We start from the raw sequence: 15,613 nt of genomic DNA, 5'->3' as shown, positions 1-15,613 counted from the left end.
CTAAAGGCCTCTAAAGCCTGCGTGGGCGCAAGCGGCGAGGGACCAAACGCGATGCGGTGCTGGATGATCGGGACGATGGCCCTGGCGCTGCTGGTCGCCGGTTGCGGACGCCGGGACGCGCCGCCTGCCGCGCCCGAACCCTCGGCCACGCCGACCAAGAGCGGACCGGTCGCCCTGCCGGAAAGCCCCACCGTGGCGGCGATCAAGCGGCGCGGGCGTCTGAACTGCGGCGTGAACCAGGGGCTGGTGGGGTTCGCCTATACCGACAATCGCGGTCAGTGGCGCGGCTTCGACGTCGACTTCTGCCGCGCCACGGCGGCGGCGGTGCTGGGCGACGCCGATGCGGTGCGCTTCGTGCCGCTGTCGACGACGGACCGGTTCGACGCCCTGAACGACGGGCGGATCGACGTGCTGTGGCGCAACTCGTCCTGGACGATGACGCGCGACGCAGGGGAGGGCTTCGTGTTCGCGGGCGTCAACTATTACGACGGCCAGGGTTTTCTGGTGCGGCGTTCGCTGAACCTGAACAGCGCGACGGAGCTGACCGGCGCGCGGGTCTGCGTCCAGTCCGGCTCGACTTCGCAAGCCAACGCCGCCGACTACTTCCGGGCGCGCGGCATCGAATACCGGCCCGTGGTCTTCGACACCGAAGAGGCGGCGCGCGACGCCTATAACCGCGAGGACTGCGACGCGTTCAGCGCGGACATCTCGGCCCTAGCGGCGGCGCGCACGGTGCTGAGCAATCCGAATGAGCATGTGATCCTGTCGGACGTCGCGTCCAAGGAGCCGCTGGGCCCGGTGTTGAAGGCGGGCGATGAACGCTGGGCCGCGACCGTGCGCTGGACGCTGAACGCCCTGATGCTGGCGGAAGAACTGGGAGTGACGCGCGAGGGCGCCGCCGATCTGGCCAAGACGGCGACCGACCCCCGCGTGCGGCGGCTGTTGGGCGCGGAGGGCGATTTCGGCCCCATGCTGGGCCTGTCAAAGACCTGGGCCCGGGATGCGGTCTCAGCGGTCGGAAACTATGGGGAGATTTTCGAGCGGAATCTGGGTTCGCAATCGGCGCTCGACCTCGATCGCGGTTTGAACGCACAATGGAACGCGCGCCCGGCCGGCTTGATCTATGGGCTGCCGATCCGATAAGCGCGAAAGCAGTACTGCGTCCTTGGGGGAAAGATGACCGAAACGAAACGCGGCCTCGCGCTGCATTGGCTGATGCTGATCGGCTTTTCCGTGGGGCTTGTGGGGGGGCTTCTTGTCAATCTGGCTGTGGGCGCCGATACGGCCTGGGTCGTGTGGCTGACGGACAATGTCACCGGGCCGATCGGTCAGATCTTCCTGCGTCTGCTGTTCATGATGGTGATCCCCCTGCTGTTTTCGGCCCTGGTCGTCGGGGTGGCGGAGATGGGCGATCTCAGCGCCCTGGGTCGCGCGGGCATCAAGACCCTGCTGCTGACGATCGTGGTGTCCAGCATCGCCGTTGTCATTGGTCTGGTGATGGTCAACGTCTTCCAGCCGGGTCGAGGGGTCGATCCGGCGGTGGCGCAGCAGTTGCTGGCCCAGGGCAAGGACGGGGCGGCCAGCATCGTCCAGACCGGGCGTGACAGCTCGATCCAGCTGGGCGACTTCTTCCTGGACCTGGTGCCGTCCAATGCGATCACGGCGGCGGCGGACAACGCCATCCTGCCGCTGATGATCTTCGCCCTGTTCTTCGGCATCGGCCTGGTCATGGCCAAGAGCCCGGCGACGGATCGGCTGCAGGAAGTGATCCAGGGGATTTTCGAGGTCTCCATGACCCTGATCAACCTGTTCATCAAACTGGCCCCGCTGGCCATCGCCTGCCTGATGTTCAATCTGGCGGCCCTGTTCGGATGGGATCTGCTGGTCCGGCTGGCGGCCTTCGTCGGCGTGGCCGTGGGCGCCATGGCGATTCATATGTTCGTGGTCTATCCGCTGGTGATCTGGCTGTTGGCCGGGCGTTCGCCCATCGCCTTCTTCAAGGGCGTGCGCGAGCCGATGGTCGTGGCCTTCTCGACCGCGTCGTCCAACGCCTCGCTGCCGGTGTCGCTGAAGGCGGCGGAAGAGCAGCTGAAGCTGCCGCGCAAGATCGCCCGGTTCGTTCTGACCGTCGGGGCGACCGCCAATCAGAACGGCACGGCCCTGTTCGAAGGGGTGACGGTGCTGTTCCTGGCCCAGTTCTTCGGCGTCGACCTGTCGATCACCCAGCAGGTGGTGGTGATGCTGGTCTGCATCCTGGGCGGCGTGGGCACGGCGGGCGTGCCGGCCGGCTCCCTGCCGGTGGTGGCCATGATCCTGGTGATGGTGAAGGTGCCGCCCGAAGGCATCGGCCTGATCCTGGGCGTCGACCGCTTCCTGGACATGTGCCGCACCACGCTGAACGTCACCGGCGATCTGGTCCTCGCGACCGTGGTGTCGCGCGGTGAGAAGGACGATGGGCCGGCGGCGCCCGATCCGGTTGTTTCAGAAGAACTCCCTGGCACGGCGCGTCGCGGGTTGAAGCACGGAACGGCCTAGGCGGCATCAGGGGGAGACGGCGACCGGCGTGTCCTGACGGCTCCCCCATTCCGACCAGGAACCGTCATAGAGGCGAGACGACCGGCCCAACTCGGCCAGTCCCAGGGTCAATATGGCGGCGGTGACGCCTGAGCCGCAGGTGGTGATGGCGGGCTTGTCCACATCAACGCCAGCATCCGCAAAAGCCTGTGCCAGAGCGTCACCGCGCTTCATTCTTCCGTCGGGATCGAGCAACCGGCCGAACGGCACGTTGAGCGCGCCCGGCATATGGCCGCCGCGAACGCCGGGGCGCGGTTCGGCCGCCTGGCCCGTGAAACGGGCAGCGCCGCGCGCGTCTATCACCTGGTCGCCTCCGTCCAGAGCGGCGCGAACGTCGTCCAGGGCGGCGACGGCGCCGGGCGCCGCGAGGGCGTCGAACACGGCCGGTTCAGGACTGGCCGCCCCTTGCTCGACGCCAAGCCCGCGCGCCCGCCACAAGGGAAGGCCGCCGTCAAGGACACGAACGTCGCGCGCACCCATCGTCCTGAACATCCACCAGACGCGGGCCGCCGAGAACAGGCCGACTGTGTCATAGACCACGATCCGGTCGTCCGCCGCGACGCCCAGCGCGCCGACCGCCTCTGCGAAGGCCGCTGGTGTGGGCATCATGTGGGGCAGGGGGCTCTCGCGGTCGGAGACGGCGTCCAGATCGAAGAAGACGGCGCCCGGAATATGCGCCTGCTCGAAATCGGCGCGGGCGTCGCGTCCGTCCAGATGCCAGCTGGCGTCGACGATGCGCAGGTTTGGCTGGTCGAGCTGGGCCGCCAGGTCTTCGACAGAGATCAGAAAGCTCATGTGCGCGCCGTCATCCTCGCGAAAGGGTCAGTTGGATCACATCGGTGCGGGCCGAACGGAAGCCCGCCTCGCAATAGGCCAGGTAGAAGCGCCACAAACGGCGGAATCGCTCGTCGAAACCACCCATCCGGCTGATGTCGCCCCAGGCCGACTGGAACCGCTCGTCCCAGAGCTTCAGGGTCTCGGCATAGTCCTGGCCGAACCGCTCGACCGCCCGCCAGGTCAAACCGGCCGCTTTCGTCACCGGCGCCAGCCGCTGTTCGGACGGCAGCATGCCGCCGGGGAAGACGTATTTCTGGATGAAGTCGGTGCGGGCGTTGTATTCGTCGAACAGAACGTCCTGGATGGTGATGATTTGCAGGCCCGCCACGCCGCCGGGCGTCAGGACGTCGTGGATCTTGCCGAAATAGGCGGGCCAGTATTCCTTGCCCACGGCCTCGAACATCTCGATGGAAGCGACGCGGTCGAACCGGCCCTGGACGTCGCGATAGTCGATCAACCGGATGTCGGCCCGCTCCGACAGTCCCGCGCTGAACAACCGGGCCTTTGCGAAATCGTGCTGTTCCTTTGAGATGGTGATGCCGGTGACATGGGCGCCGATGTCGCGCGCCACGAACTCGGCGAAGCCGCCCCAGCCGCAGCCGATCTCCAGCACGGTCATGCCGGGCTTCAGGTCCATCATACGGGCGAGGTCGGCGTATTTCCGGCGCTGGGCCGCTTCCAGTGGTTCACCTGCACGGCCGAAACGGGCCGAAGAATAGGTCATCGAGCCGTCCAGCCAACTGGCGTAGAAGGCGTTGCCCAGGTCGTAGTGGGCATGGATGTTCTTTTTCGAACCGTTGCGGCTGTTGCGGTTGCGGCGATGAGACAGCCAGTTGACGGCCATCATCAGCCAATTGCCGTCGAACAGGCGGCGGATGTGGTCATAGTTGTCGACCAGCGTCTCCAACAGCACGGCCAGATGCGGGCTGTCCCATTCGCCGGCCATATAGGCCTCGGCGAAACCGATGTCGCCGGCGGCCAGGACGCGACGCGCAAAGCGGTAGTCCTTGACGTCGAGAACGCCGCTGGGGCCGGGGCGGTCGCCCTGCAAGACATGAACTTCGCCGTTCGGCAGTTGGACCGTCAACTGCCCAAAGGTCCAGTTCCGGGCCAGCAGACGCAGCATCATCGCAAAGACCCGAGGGGTCTGGCGGGCGACGGTTTCGAGATCGGCGCTGGCGACGCTCATGCTCGGACTCTCGGCTCTGATGGCGGGGCGGTCAATCGCGATCACTATGATCATCGCCGCGACCGGAGACGGCTTTCAGGGCGTCGAGCGCGCGGGCGCGGGCCTTGTCATGCTCGACGATGGGGCGGGGATAGTCGTGGCCCAGGCGCACGCCCGCGTCACGCAGCGCCTCGGCCGGGGCGGTCCACGGCGTGTGGAGCCAGCGGTCGGGCAGGCGGGCCAGTTCGGGAACCCAGCGGCGCACATAGCCGCCATGCGAATCGAACTTCTCGCCCTGGGCGATGGGGTTGAAGATGCGGAAATAGGGCGAGGCGTCGGCCCCCGAACCGGCGACCCACTGCCAGTTCTGCACATTGCTGGCCAGATCGGCGTCGACCAGCGTGTCCCAGAACCAGGCCTCGCCCTCGCGCCAGTCGATCAGCAGATGTTTGATCAGGAAGGAGGCGACGATCATGCGCACGCGATTGTGCATCCAACCCGTGGCCCACAGCTGGCGCATCCCGGCGTCCACCAGAGGATAGCCTGTTCGTCCGCGCTTCCAGGCTTCAAGACCCCCTGGATCATCGCGCCAGGGCATGGCGTCATATTCGGGACGGAAGGCGTGATCGACGATGTAGGGAAACTGGTGCAGCAGGTGGGCCGAAAACTCGCGCCAGCCGATCTCGGCGACGAATTTTTCGGCCTCGGTGGGGGCGACCTTGCCCGCCTCGGCGGCCTGGCGGGCGCGTTCGATGGCGCGCCACGGACTGATCTCGCCCCAGTGCAGATGCGGTGACAGGCGGCTGGAGGCAGGCCGGTCGGGGAAATCCCGGTCCTTCCCATAGGTCGCCAGTCCATCGGCGAGGAAGGTCGCCAGCGCCTGGGCCGCACCCGCTTCGCCCGGCGTCCAGTCGAACCCGCCGGACCAGTCGGGGGCGGCGGGATGCAGGCCCCAGTCGTCCAGATCGTCGCTGGCTGTTTGAGGCGGCGTTTCCATACGGCGCGGGCCGGTCGTGTGTGAAGGCGCCTCCGCAATCGAAAGCAACGCCTTAAGAAAGGGCGTAAAAACCCTGTATGGATTGCCCGACCCATTGAGCACGGCGCCGGGTCGGCACATCAGGCTTCCATTGAACCCTCGACAATCGACACCTTCGGCTTTCAGGGCGTGGGCGATCTCCGCATCCTGTTCAAAGGCTTTCGGCTCGAACAAACGGTTCATGAAGACGGCGTCGGCGCCGGTCTCCGCGATCAGCGCTTGCAGACAGGCATGGGCGTCGCCTCGCCGCAGGATCAGACGCGCGCCGCGATCCTCCAGCGCGGCGCCCAGGGCGCGCAGGGACTTGTCCAGCCACCACCTCGACGCCGCGCCGATCGGGCGGTCGTAATGGTCGTCCAAGATGAAGACCGGCAGGATGGGCCGCCCCGTCTCGGCCGCATGGTTCAGGGCCGGATTGTCGTGAAGTCGCAGATCGCGCCTGAACCAGAGAATGACGGGCGTATTGGTCAAGCAGGCGAACTCCGTGATAACTTGCGCTCATCGCCGACGAGCGCCAACTGATGGCCTCAAGCTTGCGGCATTCCCGCTCGCCAGACCCAATAAATGCAGAAAGCCGTACCCGTGAGCCGACCCAACGCTGTCATTACGTTGTCCGAAGGTCTTCGGACGCCTGTCGTCATCGGCGGCGGCGCGCGAATCGCCTTCATCGCCGGCCCCTGCCAGATGGAAAGCCGCCAGCACGCGCTGGAAACCGCGCATCAGCTGAAGGAAATCGGCGAACGGCTGAACGCGGGCATCATCTACAAGACCAGCTTCGACAAGGCGAACCGCACCAGCGCCAGCGCGGCGCGCGGGATCGGCCTGAAGGAGGCCCTGCCCATCTTCGCGGAAATCCGCGAGGTCACCGGCCTGCCGACCCTGACCGACGTCCATTCCGAGGCCCAGTGCGGGCCGGTGGGCGAAGTCGTCGATGTGTTGCAGATTCCCGCCTTCCTCAGCCGCCAGACCGACCTGCTGCTGGCCGCCGCCGCCACAGGCAAGGCCATCAACATCAAGAAGGGCCAGTTCCTGGCCCCGTGGGACATGAAGAATGTCATCGCCAAGGTGGTCGGCGCCGGCAATCCGAACGTCATGGCCTGCGAACGGGGCGCCAGTTTCGGCTATAACACGCTGGTCAGCGACATGCGGGCGCTGCCGGTGTTGCGCGACATCGGCTGCCCGGTCGTGTTCGACGCCACCCACAGCGTCCAGCAGCCGGGCGGGCAGGGCACGTCGTCGGGCGGCCAGCGCGAATTCGTGCCGGTCCTGGCGCGCGCCGCCGTTTCGGTCGGCGTGGACGCCGTCTTCATCGAGACCCATCCCGATCCCGACCACGCCCCGTCGGATGGCCCGAACATGGTGCCGCTGGGCCAGTTCGAGGCCCTGGCCGCGCAGCTGATCGCCTTCGATGATCTGGCCATCAAACTGGGCGCCAAGGCGCCGGTGGCGCAGGCGGCGTGAATCCTCTAGGTCGGGCGAATGTCTGACACCCTGGATCTGGGCGCCCTGCAAAGCCTGCTGGAGCGCGTGCGCGGCCTGAAGATCGCCTGCGTCGGCGACCTGATGCTGGATCGCTACGTCTACGGCGAGGTCAGCCGGATTTCGCCTGAGGCGCCCATACCCGTGCTGCGCGCCGCGCGCACCGTCGCCATGCCCGGCGGCGTGGGTAATGTGGCGCGCAATATCGCGGCCCTGGGCGGTGTCGCGCGACTGGGCGCCGTGGTCGGAGACGATGCGGCGGGTGCGGAACTGACCGCTCTGATCGCCGCGGAACCCGGCATTGAGGATGTGCTGGTCCGGCCTGCGGGCGCGGCCACCATCGTCAAGACGCGCTTCGTCTCTGCGGGGCAGCAGTTGTTGCGATTGGATGACGAAGCGGCGCCTGTGACCGTCGAGTCTTCAGACGCTTTTTCAGGCGCTTCGGTCTATCTTCTGTCAGATTACGCTAAGGGCGTGGTCGGCGATGATTTGATCGCTGCGGCTCTGGCGGCGGCCAAGGCGTCGGGCGCGCCGATGGTGGTCGATCCCAAGGGGCGCGATTTCGCCCGCTATGGCGCCGTGGACGTCATCAAGCCCAATGCGTCGGAACTGGCGGCGGCGACCGGCCTCCCGGTCGGAACGGACGCGGAGGTCGAGATGGCGCTGGGCGCCCTGCTGGCCGCCACGACAACCAAAGCCGTCATCGTCACGCGCGCCGGCAAAGGCATGAGCCTGGCCCGGCGAGACGCGCCGGTGAAGCATTTCCCCGGCCGGGCGCGAGAAGTGTTCGACGTATCGGGCGCCGGCGACACGGGCCTGGCCGCCATCGGCCTGGCGCTTGGCGCGGGGGTGTCGCTGGAAACGGCGGTGCAGTTCGCCATCCTGGCCTCCGGCGTAGTGGTGGGCAAGGCCGGGACAGCCGTCGTCACGCCCGCCGAACTGATAGAGGCCGAGGTCAGCCAGCACGCCAGCGCCGCCGTGGCCAAGGTGACGCCTCTGGAGGAGTTGGCCGCCGACGTGGAGACCTGGCGGCGTCAGGGCCTGAAGGTCGGCTTCACCAATGGCTGTTTCGACATCCTGCACCGTGGCCACGTCGCCTATCTGGCCCAGGCGCGCAGTTGGTGCGACCGGCTTGTCGTGGCGCTCAACACCGACGCCTCGGTCCGGCGACTGAAAGGCGAGGGGCGGCCGGTCAACGATCTGGACAGCCGTGCGGTCGTCATCGGCGGCTTGGCCAGCGTGGATCGCGTGACCAGTTTCGACGATCCGACGCCGCTGGCCCTGATCGAACGGCTGAAGCCCGACGTGCTGATCAAGGGATCGGACTATACCCGCGAAGGGGTGGTGGGTGGCGATCTGGTGGAAAGCTGGGGCGGCGAGGTGAAGCTGGCTGATTTCAAGGACGGCTTTTCAACCACCCGGACCATCGAAAAGATGACGGCTGGTCCGCAAACGACGCCAGCGAAAGGACAAGAGCCATGACCCCGCGCATCATCGTGGTGACCGGCGGGGCCGGTTTCATCGGCTCCAACATCGTGGCGCGGCTGACGGCCGAAACGGCCTATGACGTCGTGGTCTGCGACCGTCTGGAAACGGCCGACCTGGCCAAGTGGAAGAACCTGGCCAAACACCCCATCGCGGACTTCTGGTCGCCCGGGGAACTGTTCGAACAGTTGGAACGCCACGCCGAACGGATCGAGGCCGTGGTTCATATGGGGGCGATCTCTGCGACGACCGAGCCGGATGCGGACCTGATCCTGCGGACCAACTTCACCCTGTCGCGCGACCTGTGGGACTGGTGCGCGCTTCGAGACGCGCGGATGATCTATGCTTCGTCGGCGGCGACCTATGGCGATGGCGAGGCGGGTTTCGATGACGATGACGATGCGAAGTCTCTGGCGCAGCTTCGTCCGCTAAACGCCTACGGCTATTCGAAAATGCTGTTCGATCAATATGCGGTACGGCAGGCGGATCGGGGCCAGGCGCCGCGTCAGTGGGCGGGGCTGAAGTTCTTCAACGTCTATGGTCCGAACGAGGGCCATAAGGGAAGCATGAAGTCGGTCGTGGCCCAAATCTGGCCCAAGGTGCAGGCGGGCGAGACCGTGACCCTGTTCCGCTCGCATAACCCCAACTATGCCGACGGCGGGCAAATGCGCGATTTCGTCTATGTCGACGACGTGGTCGACATCATCGAGTTCCTGCTGCAATCGCCCGAGGTGTCTGGGGTATTCAACGCCGGGTCCGGCCAGGCGCGGTCGTTCGTCGAGCTGGCCAAGGCGACCTTCGCGGCCGCCGGAAAAAACCCCTCCATCGACTATGTCGACACGCCGGTCTCGATCCGGGATCGTTATCAGTATTTCACCCAGGCGCGCATGGACCGCATTCGCGCAGCGGGCTTTGAGGGGCAGTCGACGCCGCTGGAAGAGGGTGTGCGCCGCTACGTGCAGGACTTCCTGTCCACGGCCGATCCCTACCGCTGATGCGCCGGCTGACCTTCAGACAGTGGGTCGGATATGCGGGGTTCGTCGCCGTCTTCGTGGTGACCGCCGCCGTCGCCGTGTGGAGCGGCGACATTCTGAGAGCCGGTCTGGATCCGCAGGTCCCGTTCCAGACGTACAAGCCGCCGCCCGCGCCCGATTACCGCTCGGCTCTATCCTGGGCGTTGCAGGACGACGGACGGTCGGATCAGGCGTCGGTCTTCTTCGTCATGCCCACCACTTTCGACGGCGGATCGGGCTGGAACGGCGCCATCGATGACGCCCGGGCCAACGCCTATATGAGCCGCGTGGTCCTGCCCAACTACGCCTCGCCATTCGCGCGCGAGGCCAAGGTCAGCGCGCCCCTGTATCGGCAGGCCAGTCTCTATACCCGGCTGACGCTGCGCGACGATGCGCGTGAGGCCAGGGCCTTCGCGTATGAAGACGTCAAACGGGCCTTCGATCTATGGCTGACCAACCACCCGAACGGTCCCATCGTCATCGCCGGGGTCGAGCAGGGGGGCGAACTGGCCGCCCGGTTGGTGCGCGAGGAGCTGAACACTCACCCGGCGTTGAAGGCGCGCCTGGCCGCCGCCTATCTGATCGAGACCCTGGTCAGCCGCGAGATGTTCGATGGCCGCATCGCGCCCTGCGACACAGCCGACCAGACCGGATGCCTGGTGGCCTGGATGTCTGTCCAGGACGGCGACGACTCGGCCGCGCACAGGGCGCTTCGTCGCGCGCTGGAATGGAATGACCGGGGCGAACTGGTGGGACTGGAGACTGCGCCGATCTGCGTCAATCCCGTCACCGGGGCGACCGATCAACCCCGTGCTGAGGCCCGCCAGCACAGCGGCGCGACCAACGCCACCGGCCTGGAATGGGGCGCGAGGCCGGCCCTGACCGGGCGGCTGATCTCCACCGAATGTCGCGGCGGATTGTTGTGGCACAGCGCGCCGGACGCCGACTTCCTGACGGCTGGCGGAAGCTGGGCGGATCGACGCAAGATCGTGCCCTACAACCTGTTCTACGGCGACATCGAGCGGGATGTTGCGACGCGCGTCAACGCCTGGCGCAGGCGAAACGGCGCCTGAGACAAGACCGCCGCCGGTTTCTGTGGCGCCGCTCGCGCGCAGCGGGTAGGGTCGCCGCCTCAGGGAGGATCTGAATGGACGTCACCACCATATTCGCCGGCGTCGTGCTGTTGCTCGCCATCGTGCTCTTGATCAGCGTGATCAAGATCGTGCCGCAAGGGCGTGAATTCACGGTCGAACGCTTCGGCAAATACACCAAGACCCTCAGCCCCGGCATCGGCTTCCTGACCCCGTTCGTGGAGCGGATCGGCCGGCGCATGAACATGATGGAACAGGTGCTGGACGTCCCGACCCAGGAAGTCATCACCAAGGACAACGCCATGGTGAAGGTGGACGGCATCGTCTTCATCCAGGTGATGGATTCCGCCCGCGCAGCCTATCGCGTCGACGATCTGCCCTATGCGATCTCGCAACTCTGCATGACCAATCTGCGGACCGTGGTCGGTTCGATGGAACTGGACGAGGTGCTGAGCCAGCGCGACAGCATTAACACCCGGCTGCTGCACGTCATCGACGCGGCGACCGAGCCGTGGGGCGTGAAGGTCAACCGGATCGAGATCAAGGATCTGACCCCGCCGACCGACATCACCAACGCCATGGCCCGCCAGATGAAGGCCGAGCGTGAGCGTCGCGCCGTCATCACCGAAGCCGACGGCGAGAAATCCGCCGCCATCGCCCGCGCCGAAGGCGCCAAACAGGCCGCCATCCTTCAGGCCGAAGGCCGCAAGGAAGCCGCTTTCCGCGACGCCGAGGCCCGCGAGCGGGAGGCTGAGGCCGAGGCGCGCGCCACGTCCATGGTGTCCGAAGCCATCGCGCGCGGCGACGTGAACGCCATCAACTATTTCGTGGCCCAGAAATACGTCGAGGCCTTCGCCGAACTGGCCCGCAGCCCACAGCAGCGTACGGTTATCGTACCCGCTGAAATGGGCGCCTTGGTCGGCACCATCGCCGGAATCGGCGAGATGGTCGGTCTGGCCAAGCAGCAGAGCGGATCGGCGGTCGCGCCGACCCGTCCAGCCCCGCCGCGCCGTCCGGCGCCCGGCAGCGTCCCGCCCTCGGCCTGATATAGAGAGGGGGCTGATCGATGACCACGCTCGCCGACTTCTACGCGGCCCAGCCGTTCTGGATCTGGCTGGCCGTAGGTGTGCTGCTGCTGGCGATCGAGGCGATGTTCTCGACCGAATGGCTGCTGTGGCCCGCCGTTTCAGCCGGGGTCGTGGCGGTGATGACGGCTGCGGGCGTGCGGCTGGGGCTCACGGGCGAGGTGGCGGTGTTCGCTCTGTTGACGGTGATTTCCACCCTGTTGTCGCGCCGCCTGATCGCCAGGGCCAATCCCGTCGGCCCCGACATCAATGATCGCGACAGCCGTCTGATCGGCCAAAGGGCCAGGGTGGTGCAAGCGTTCGTCGACGGGCGCGGTCGGGTCTTCGTCTCCGGCGCAGAATGGTCGGCCGAGATCGAGGGCGAGGCCCCGGGCGAGGGCCAGGATGTGGTGGTCATGCGTGTCGATGGCTCGCGCCTGACGGTCCAGGCCGGCGTCTGAACCGTTACGCTATCGAGGGCGTTGACGTGGCATGACCAGCCAGATTGTCGCAGCCGACGGCTTGCCCACGCCCCGGCGTTACTGGGCGATCGTCTCCATCGGTCTGGGCACCACCTTGTCCGTGCTGGACGGGGCCATCGCCAATGTGGCCCTGCCGTCCATCGCACAGGATCTGCAGGCGTCGGCGGCGGCGTCGATCTGGATCGTCAACGCCTATCAGATCGCCATCGTCGTCGCCCTGCTGCCACTGGCTTCGCTGGGCGAGATCGTCGGTTACCGCCGCGTGTCGCAGGTGGGGCTGGCGGTCTTTACCTTGGCGTCAATCGCTTGCGCCCTTTCAGATTCGATCCTGACGCTCAGCCTGGCGCGCGTGCTTCAGGGGTTTGGCGCGGCCGGCATAATGAGTGTGAATGGCGCTTTGGTGCGCTTCACCTATCCGCAGCGAATGCTGGGCAAGGCGGTCGGAATCAATGCGGTAGTCGTGTCGATGGCGGCCGCAGCCGGTCCAACCGTAGCCAGCGCTATCCTGAGCGTCGGCGAATGGCGCTGGCTGTTCGCGCTAAATATTCCTCTAGGCATTCTGGCGGTGTCGATGGCGGGGTTTACCCTGCCGCATAATCCGCTGCAGAAGCGACGGCTGAACATCGTCGGCGCCGTATTGAGCGCGGCCACATTCGGTTTCGTGATCACCGGATTGCAGGCTCTGGCGCACGGCGAGGCGGCCATCTTTGGTTTCGGCCTGACCGGATTGGGGCTGGCGGCAGCCGTGCTTCTGGTGCGACACGAGAAGCCCAGCAAGACGCCGTTGATCCCGTTGGACCTGCTGGCGCGGCCTATGTTCGCCCTGTCGGTGGCGACATCGATCATTTCCTTCAGCGCCCAGATGATGGCCTTCGTGGCCTTGCCCTTCTTCCTACAGGGACCGCTGGGCCTGAGCGCGGTCCAGACGGGGCTTCTGATGACGCCGTGGCCGCTGGGGACCATGTTTGCCGCTCCGCTGGCCGGCGCCTTGTCGGACCGGTATTCGGCCGGAGTGCTGGGCGCATTGGGCCTGACGCTGTTCGCCTGCGGGCTGATGGCGTTGAGCCTGCTGAACGCCGATTCATCGCATTTCGACATTGTCTGGCGCATGGCTCTGTGCGGGGCGGGGTTCGGCTTCTTCCAGTCCCCGAACAACCGCGCATTGCTGTCCGAGGCTCCCCGCGAGCGGGCAGGTGCGGCGGGCGGCTCCTTGGGAATGGCGCGCGTTCTGGGCCAGTCGATGGGCGCCGTGGTGGTGGCCTTTCTGCTGTCGGCCGCGCCGCAAAGCGGCGTGCGGCACGGATTCCAGATCGCCGCCGTCGCGGCCCTGTTCGGCGCAGTGATGAGCGGATCGCGCATCCGCCGCCGCCCGTCGGAACCGGAAAAGGAAGTCGAGGCCGTCTAGCCGTCTTTTCCAGGGTTGTCGTCCGCACGGCGCCCACCGTCGATCGGGGCGCCGGCCTCCGTGCCATCACCAGTCCGCCGCGTTGCGATCCGCATGGCTGCTGCAGCGCCTCGCCCGTCCTTATCGATCCGATCCGTCCGCAAGGCTCGACCCGAAGGCGTCAGCCGGGCATTCTTGTGAAGAGTCATCCGAGCGGCGCCGTTGAGGGTGGGTCGGCTTCGCAATCCCCCCTCGCAACACCCAACCTTAATAGCTTCGACACTTAGGTCACCCTCATGATCGATACAGCCTCCGAAACCTGGTCCGTTGCGGGCCGCACCTTCACTTCGCGTCTGATCGTGGGAACCGGCAAATATGCCGATTACGCGCAGAACGCCGCCGCCGCCGAGGCTGCGGGGGCCGAGATCGTGACAGTGGCCGTGCGTCGGGTGAATCTGTCGGACCCGAGCCAGCCGATGCTGGTGGATTATGTGAAGCCCGACCGCTTCACCTTCCTGCCCAACACCGCCGGCTGTTTCACTGGCGAGGATGCGGTGCGCACCCTGCGCCTGGCGCGCGAGGCGGGGGGCTGGAGCCTGGTCAAGCTGGAGGTCCTGTCCAACACCGCCCACCTCTATCCCGACATGATCGAGACGCTGCGGGCGCTGGACCTGCTGATCAAGGACGGGTTCGACGTCATGGTCTATTGCACCGACGACGTGGTGATGGCCAAGCGGCTGGAGGACGCCGGCGCCGCCGCCATCATGCCCGCCGCCGCGCCCATCGGCTCGGGCCTGGGCATCCAGAATCCGATCAACGTCCGCCTGATCGTTGAACAGGCCAGGGTGCCTGTGCTGGTGGACGCCGGCGTCGGCACGGCGTCGGACGCCACCCTGGCGATGGAACTGGGCTGCGACGCCGTCCTGATGAACACCGCCATCGCCGGGGCCAAAGACCCCATCCGCATGGCCCGCGCCATGAAACACGCCGTCATCGCCGGCCGCGACGCCTATCTGGCCGGTCGGATGCCGAAACGGATGTACGCCGACCCGTCGTCGCCGTTGGCGGGACTGATCTAAGGCTGACCGAAGCCAGAGCGGAGAAGCCAGGGCCGCATCGCTCAGGTCGGATGCACTCCAGGTCGGATGCGCACCGCCTGGGTTCCGAGTTCGGCCGTTGGACGTCCCGGAATGACGGTCGCACACCGAATATCGATCAACCCTGATCGCCCAGCAGCGCCTGCAACAACGGATGCGCCAGCACGGGCGCAGCGAGACGCACCACGGCCTGCGGGTCTTCCAGCCGCACCGCCGCCGTGGCGTCGGCGACGATGAAGTCGGCGTGGGTGCGTGACGGCTCGGTCAGGCGCTCATGGCCCGGTCGCACGGTCGTCAGATATTGGGCCACGACCGAATCCGCCGACCGGCCGCGTTCGGTCTGGTCGCGCAGCAGACGGCGGATGAAGCGGATGTCGGAGGGGGTGTCCACGAACACCCGGATGTCGAACAGGGCGGTCAGGTCGGGGGTGCAAAGGACGTGGGTGCCCTCCACGATCACCACCTGCGACGCCGGGATCGGCTCGCCGCCCGGCTCGCGCCCATGATGGATGAAGGAATAAACCGGCGCCGTCACCGCGCGCCCGGCCTTCAGTTCCTTCAGGTCCGCGATCATCAACGCGTGATCGCGCGCCGACACATCGTCGAAGTCGAAGGTCGCCGCGTCGAAGCCGGGCAGGGCGGCCGCGTCCTTGTAATAGCTGTCCTCGCGCACCAGCACCGCCGCGCCATGGGGCAGGGCAGACACCAGCGCCTCCGCCAGCGTGCTCTTGCCCGAGCCGGAGCCGCCCGTGATCGCGATCAATATGGTCATGCGCCGCCTTCTAGAGAGGTCGCGCGGCCGGCGCCACGGGGGACGATCCGTCGCGCCGGGCTTACGTCGCGTCACGTTGCTTATCGGCGATAACCAATGTTAGCGTCGGGCCAAGCGTCGCGTTCCCAAGC

At 66.6% G+C, this 15,613-nt stretch carries 14 protein-coding genes; 10 read left to right on the top strand and 4 right to left on the bottom strand.

Annotation, left to right across the window (positions count from 1 at the left end):
* The first annotated feature begins 63 nt into the window (after positions 1–63).
* Entirely contained in the window at positions 64–1,143 is a 1,080-nt protein-coding gene (locus P0Y50_12660) for an amino acid ABC transporter substrate-binding protein (GenBank protein ID WEK39383.1), read from the top strand.
* A gap of 33 nt (positions 1,144–1,176) precedes the next feature.
* Positions 1,177–2,535, top strand: coding sequence for a dicarboxylate/amino acid:cation symporter (locus P0Y50_12655; protein ID WEK39382.1), 1,359 nt, complete (start codon positions 1,177–1,179; stop codon positions 2,533–2,535).
* 6 nt (positions 2,536–2,541) lie between these two features.
* Here P0Y50_12655 and sseA read toward each other — a convergent pair whose 3' ends face one another.
* From sseA to P0Y50_12640, 3 genes are read right to left on the bottom strand one after another with little or no spacing between them, the layout of a single operon-like run.
* Entirely contained in the window at positions 2,542–3,369 is an 828-nt protein-coding gene (sseA, locus tag P0Y50_12650; protein ID WEK39381.1) for a 3-mercaptopyruvate sulfurtransferase, read from the bottom strand.
* Between the two features lie 10 nt (positions 3,370–3,379).
* On the bottom strand, positions 3,380–4,600 hold the full coding sequence (locus P0Y50_12645; GenBank protein WEK39380.1) for a cyclopropane-fatty-acyl-phospholipid synthase: 1,221 nt from the start codon (positions 4,598–4,600) through the stop codon (positions 3,380–3,382).
* A 31-nt stretch (positions 4,601–4,631) separates the two neighbouring features.
* The gene (locus P0Y50_12640; protein WEK39379.1) at positions 4,632–6,086 is read right to left on the bottom strand and encodes a deoxyribodipyrimidine photo-lyase; all 1,455 of its coding nucleotides are present in this window, start codon (positions 6,084–6,086) and stop codon (positions 4,632–4,634) included.
* Positions 6,087–6,179: 93 nt separating this feature from the next.
* Here P0Y50_12640 and kdsA point away from each other — a divergent pair, with 93 nt between their 5' ends.
* From kdsA to P0Y50_12600, 8 genes are all read left to right on the top strand, one after another.
* Positions 6,180–7,076 (top strand): 3-deoxy-8-phosphooctulonate synthase, encoded by an 897-nt coding sequence (gene kdsA / locus P0Y50_12635; GenBank protein ID WEK39378.1) that lies wholly within the window; start codon positions 6,180–6,182, stop codon positions 7,074–7,076.
* 18 nt (positions 7,077–7,094) lie between these two features.
* Positions 7,095–8,576, top strand: a complete 1,482-nt coding sequence (gene rfaE2, locus P0Y50_12630; protein ID WEK39377.1) for a D-glycero-beta-D-manno-heptose 1-phosphate adenylyltransferase — start codon at positions 7,095–7,097, stop codon at positions 8,574–8,576.
* Positions 8,573–9,574, top strand: a complete 1,002-nt coding sequence (gene rfaD / locus P0Y50_12625) for an ADP-glyceromanno-heptose 6-epimerase (protein WEK39376.1) — start codon at positions 8,573–8,575, stop codon at positions 9,572–9,574. The genes rfaE2 and rfaD overlap by 4 nt, the downstream gene beginning before the upstream one ends.
* Complete coding sequence (locus P0Y50_12620; protein WEK39375.1) at positions 9,574–10,665, top strand: DUF3089 domain-containing protein; 1,092 nt, start codon at positions 9,574–9,576, stop codon at positions 10,663–10,665. The genes rfaD and P0Y50_12620 overlap by 1 nt, the downstream gene beginning before the upstream one ends.
* A gap of 74 nt (positions 10,666–10,739) precedes the next feature.
* Complete coding sequence (locus P0Y50_12615) at positions 10,740–11,729, top strand: SPFH/Band 7/PHB domain protein (GenBank protein ID WEK39374.1); 990 nt, start codon at positions 10,740–10,742, stop codon at positions 11,727–11,729.
* A 20-nt stretch (positions 11,730–11,749) separates the two neighbouring features.
* Positions 11,750–12,208 (top strand): NfeD family protein, encoded by a 459-nt coding sequence (locus tag P0Y50_12610; GenBank protein WEK39373.1) that lies wholly within the window; start codon positions 11,750–11,752, stop codon positions 12,206–12,208.
* A gap of 31 nt (positions 12,209–12,239) precedes the next feature.
* Positions 12,240–13,634, top strand: a complete 1,395-nt coding sequence (locus P0Y50_12605) for an MFS transporter (protein ID WEK39372.1) — start codon at positions 12,240–12,242, stop codon at positions 13,632–13,634.
* A 275-nt stretch (positions 13,635–13,909) separates the two neighbouring features.
* Positions 13,910–14,692, top strand: coding sequence for a thiazole synthase (locus P0Y50_12600; protein WEK39371.1), 783 nt, complete (start codon positions 13,910–13,912; stop codon positions 14,690–14,692).
* A 136-nt stretch (positions 14,693–14,828) separates the two neighbouring features.
* Here the strand turns inward: P0Y50_12600 and udk are convergent, their stop codons facing one another.
* A complete protein-coding gene (gene udk, locus P0Y50_12595) occupies positions 14,829–15,482 on the bottom strand; it encodes a uridine kinase (GenBank protein WEK39370.1) in 654 nt (217 codons plus the stop codon).
* Positions 15,483–15,613 lie beyond the last annotated feature (131 nt).

Source organism: Candidatus Brevundimonas colombiensis, from assembly GCA_029202665.1.
In the GTDB taxonomy this organism is placed as follows: domain Bacteria; phylum Pseudomonadota; class Alphaproteobacteria; order Caulobacterales; family Caulobacteraceae; genus Brevundimonas; species Brevundimonas colombiensis.
Note: the sequence above shows the minus strand (reverse complement) of the source record. Positions and strands in the feature narration are given on the sequence as shown.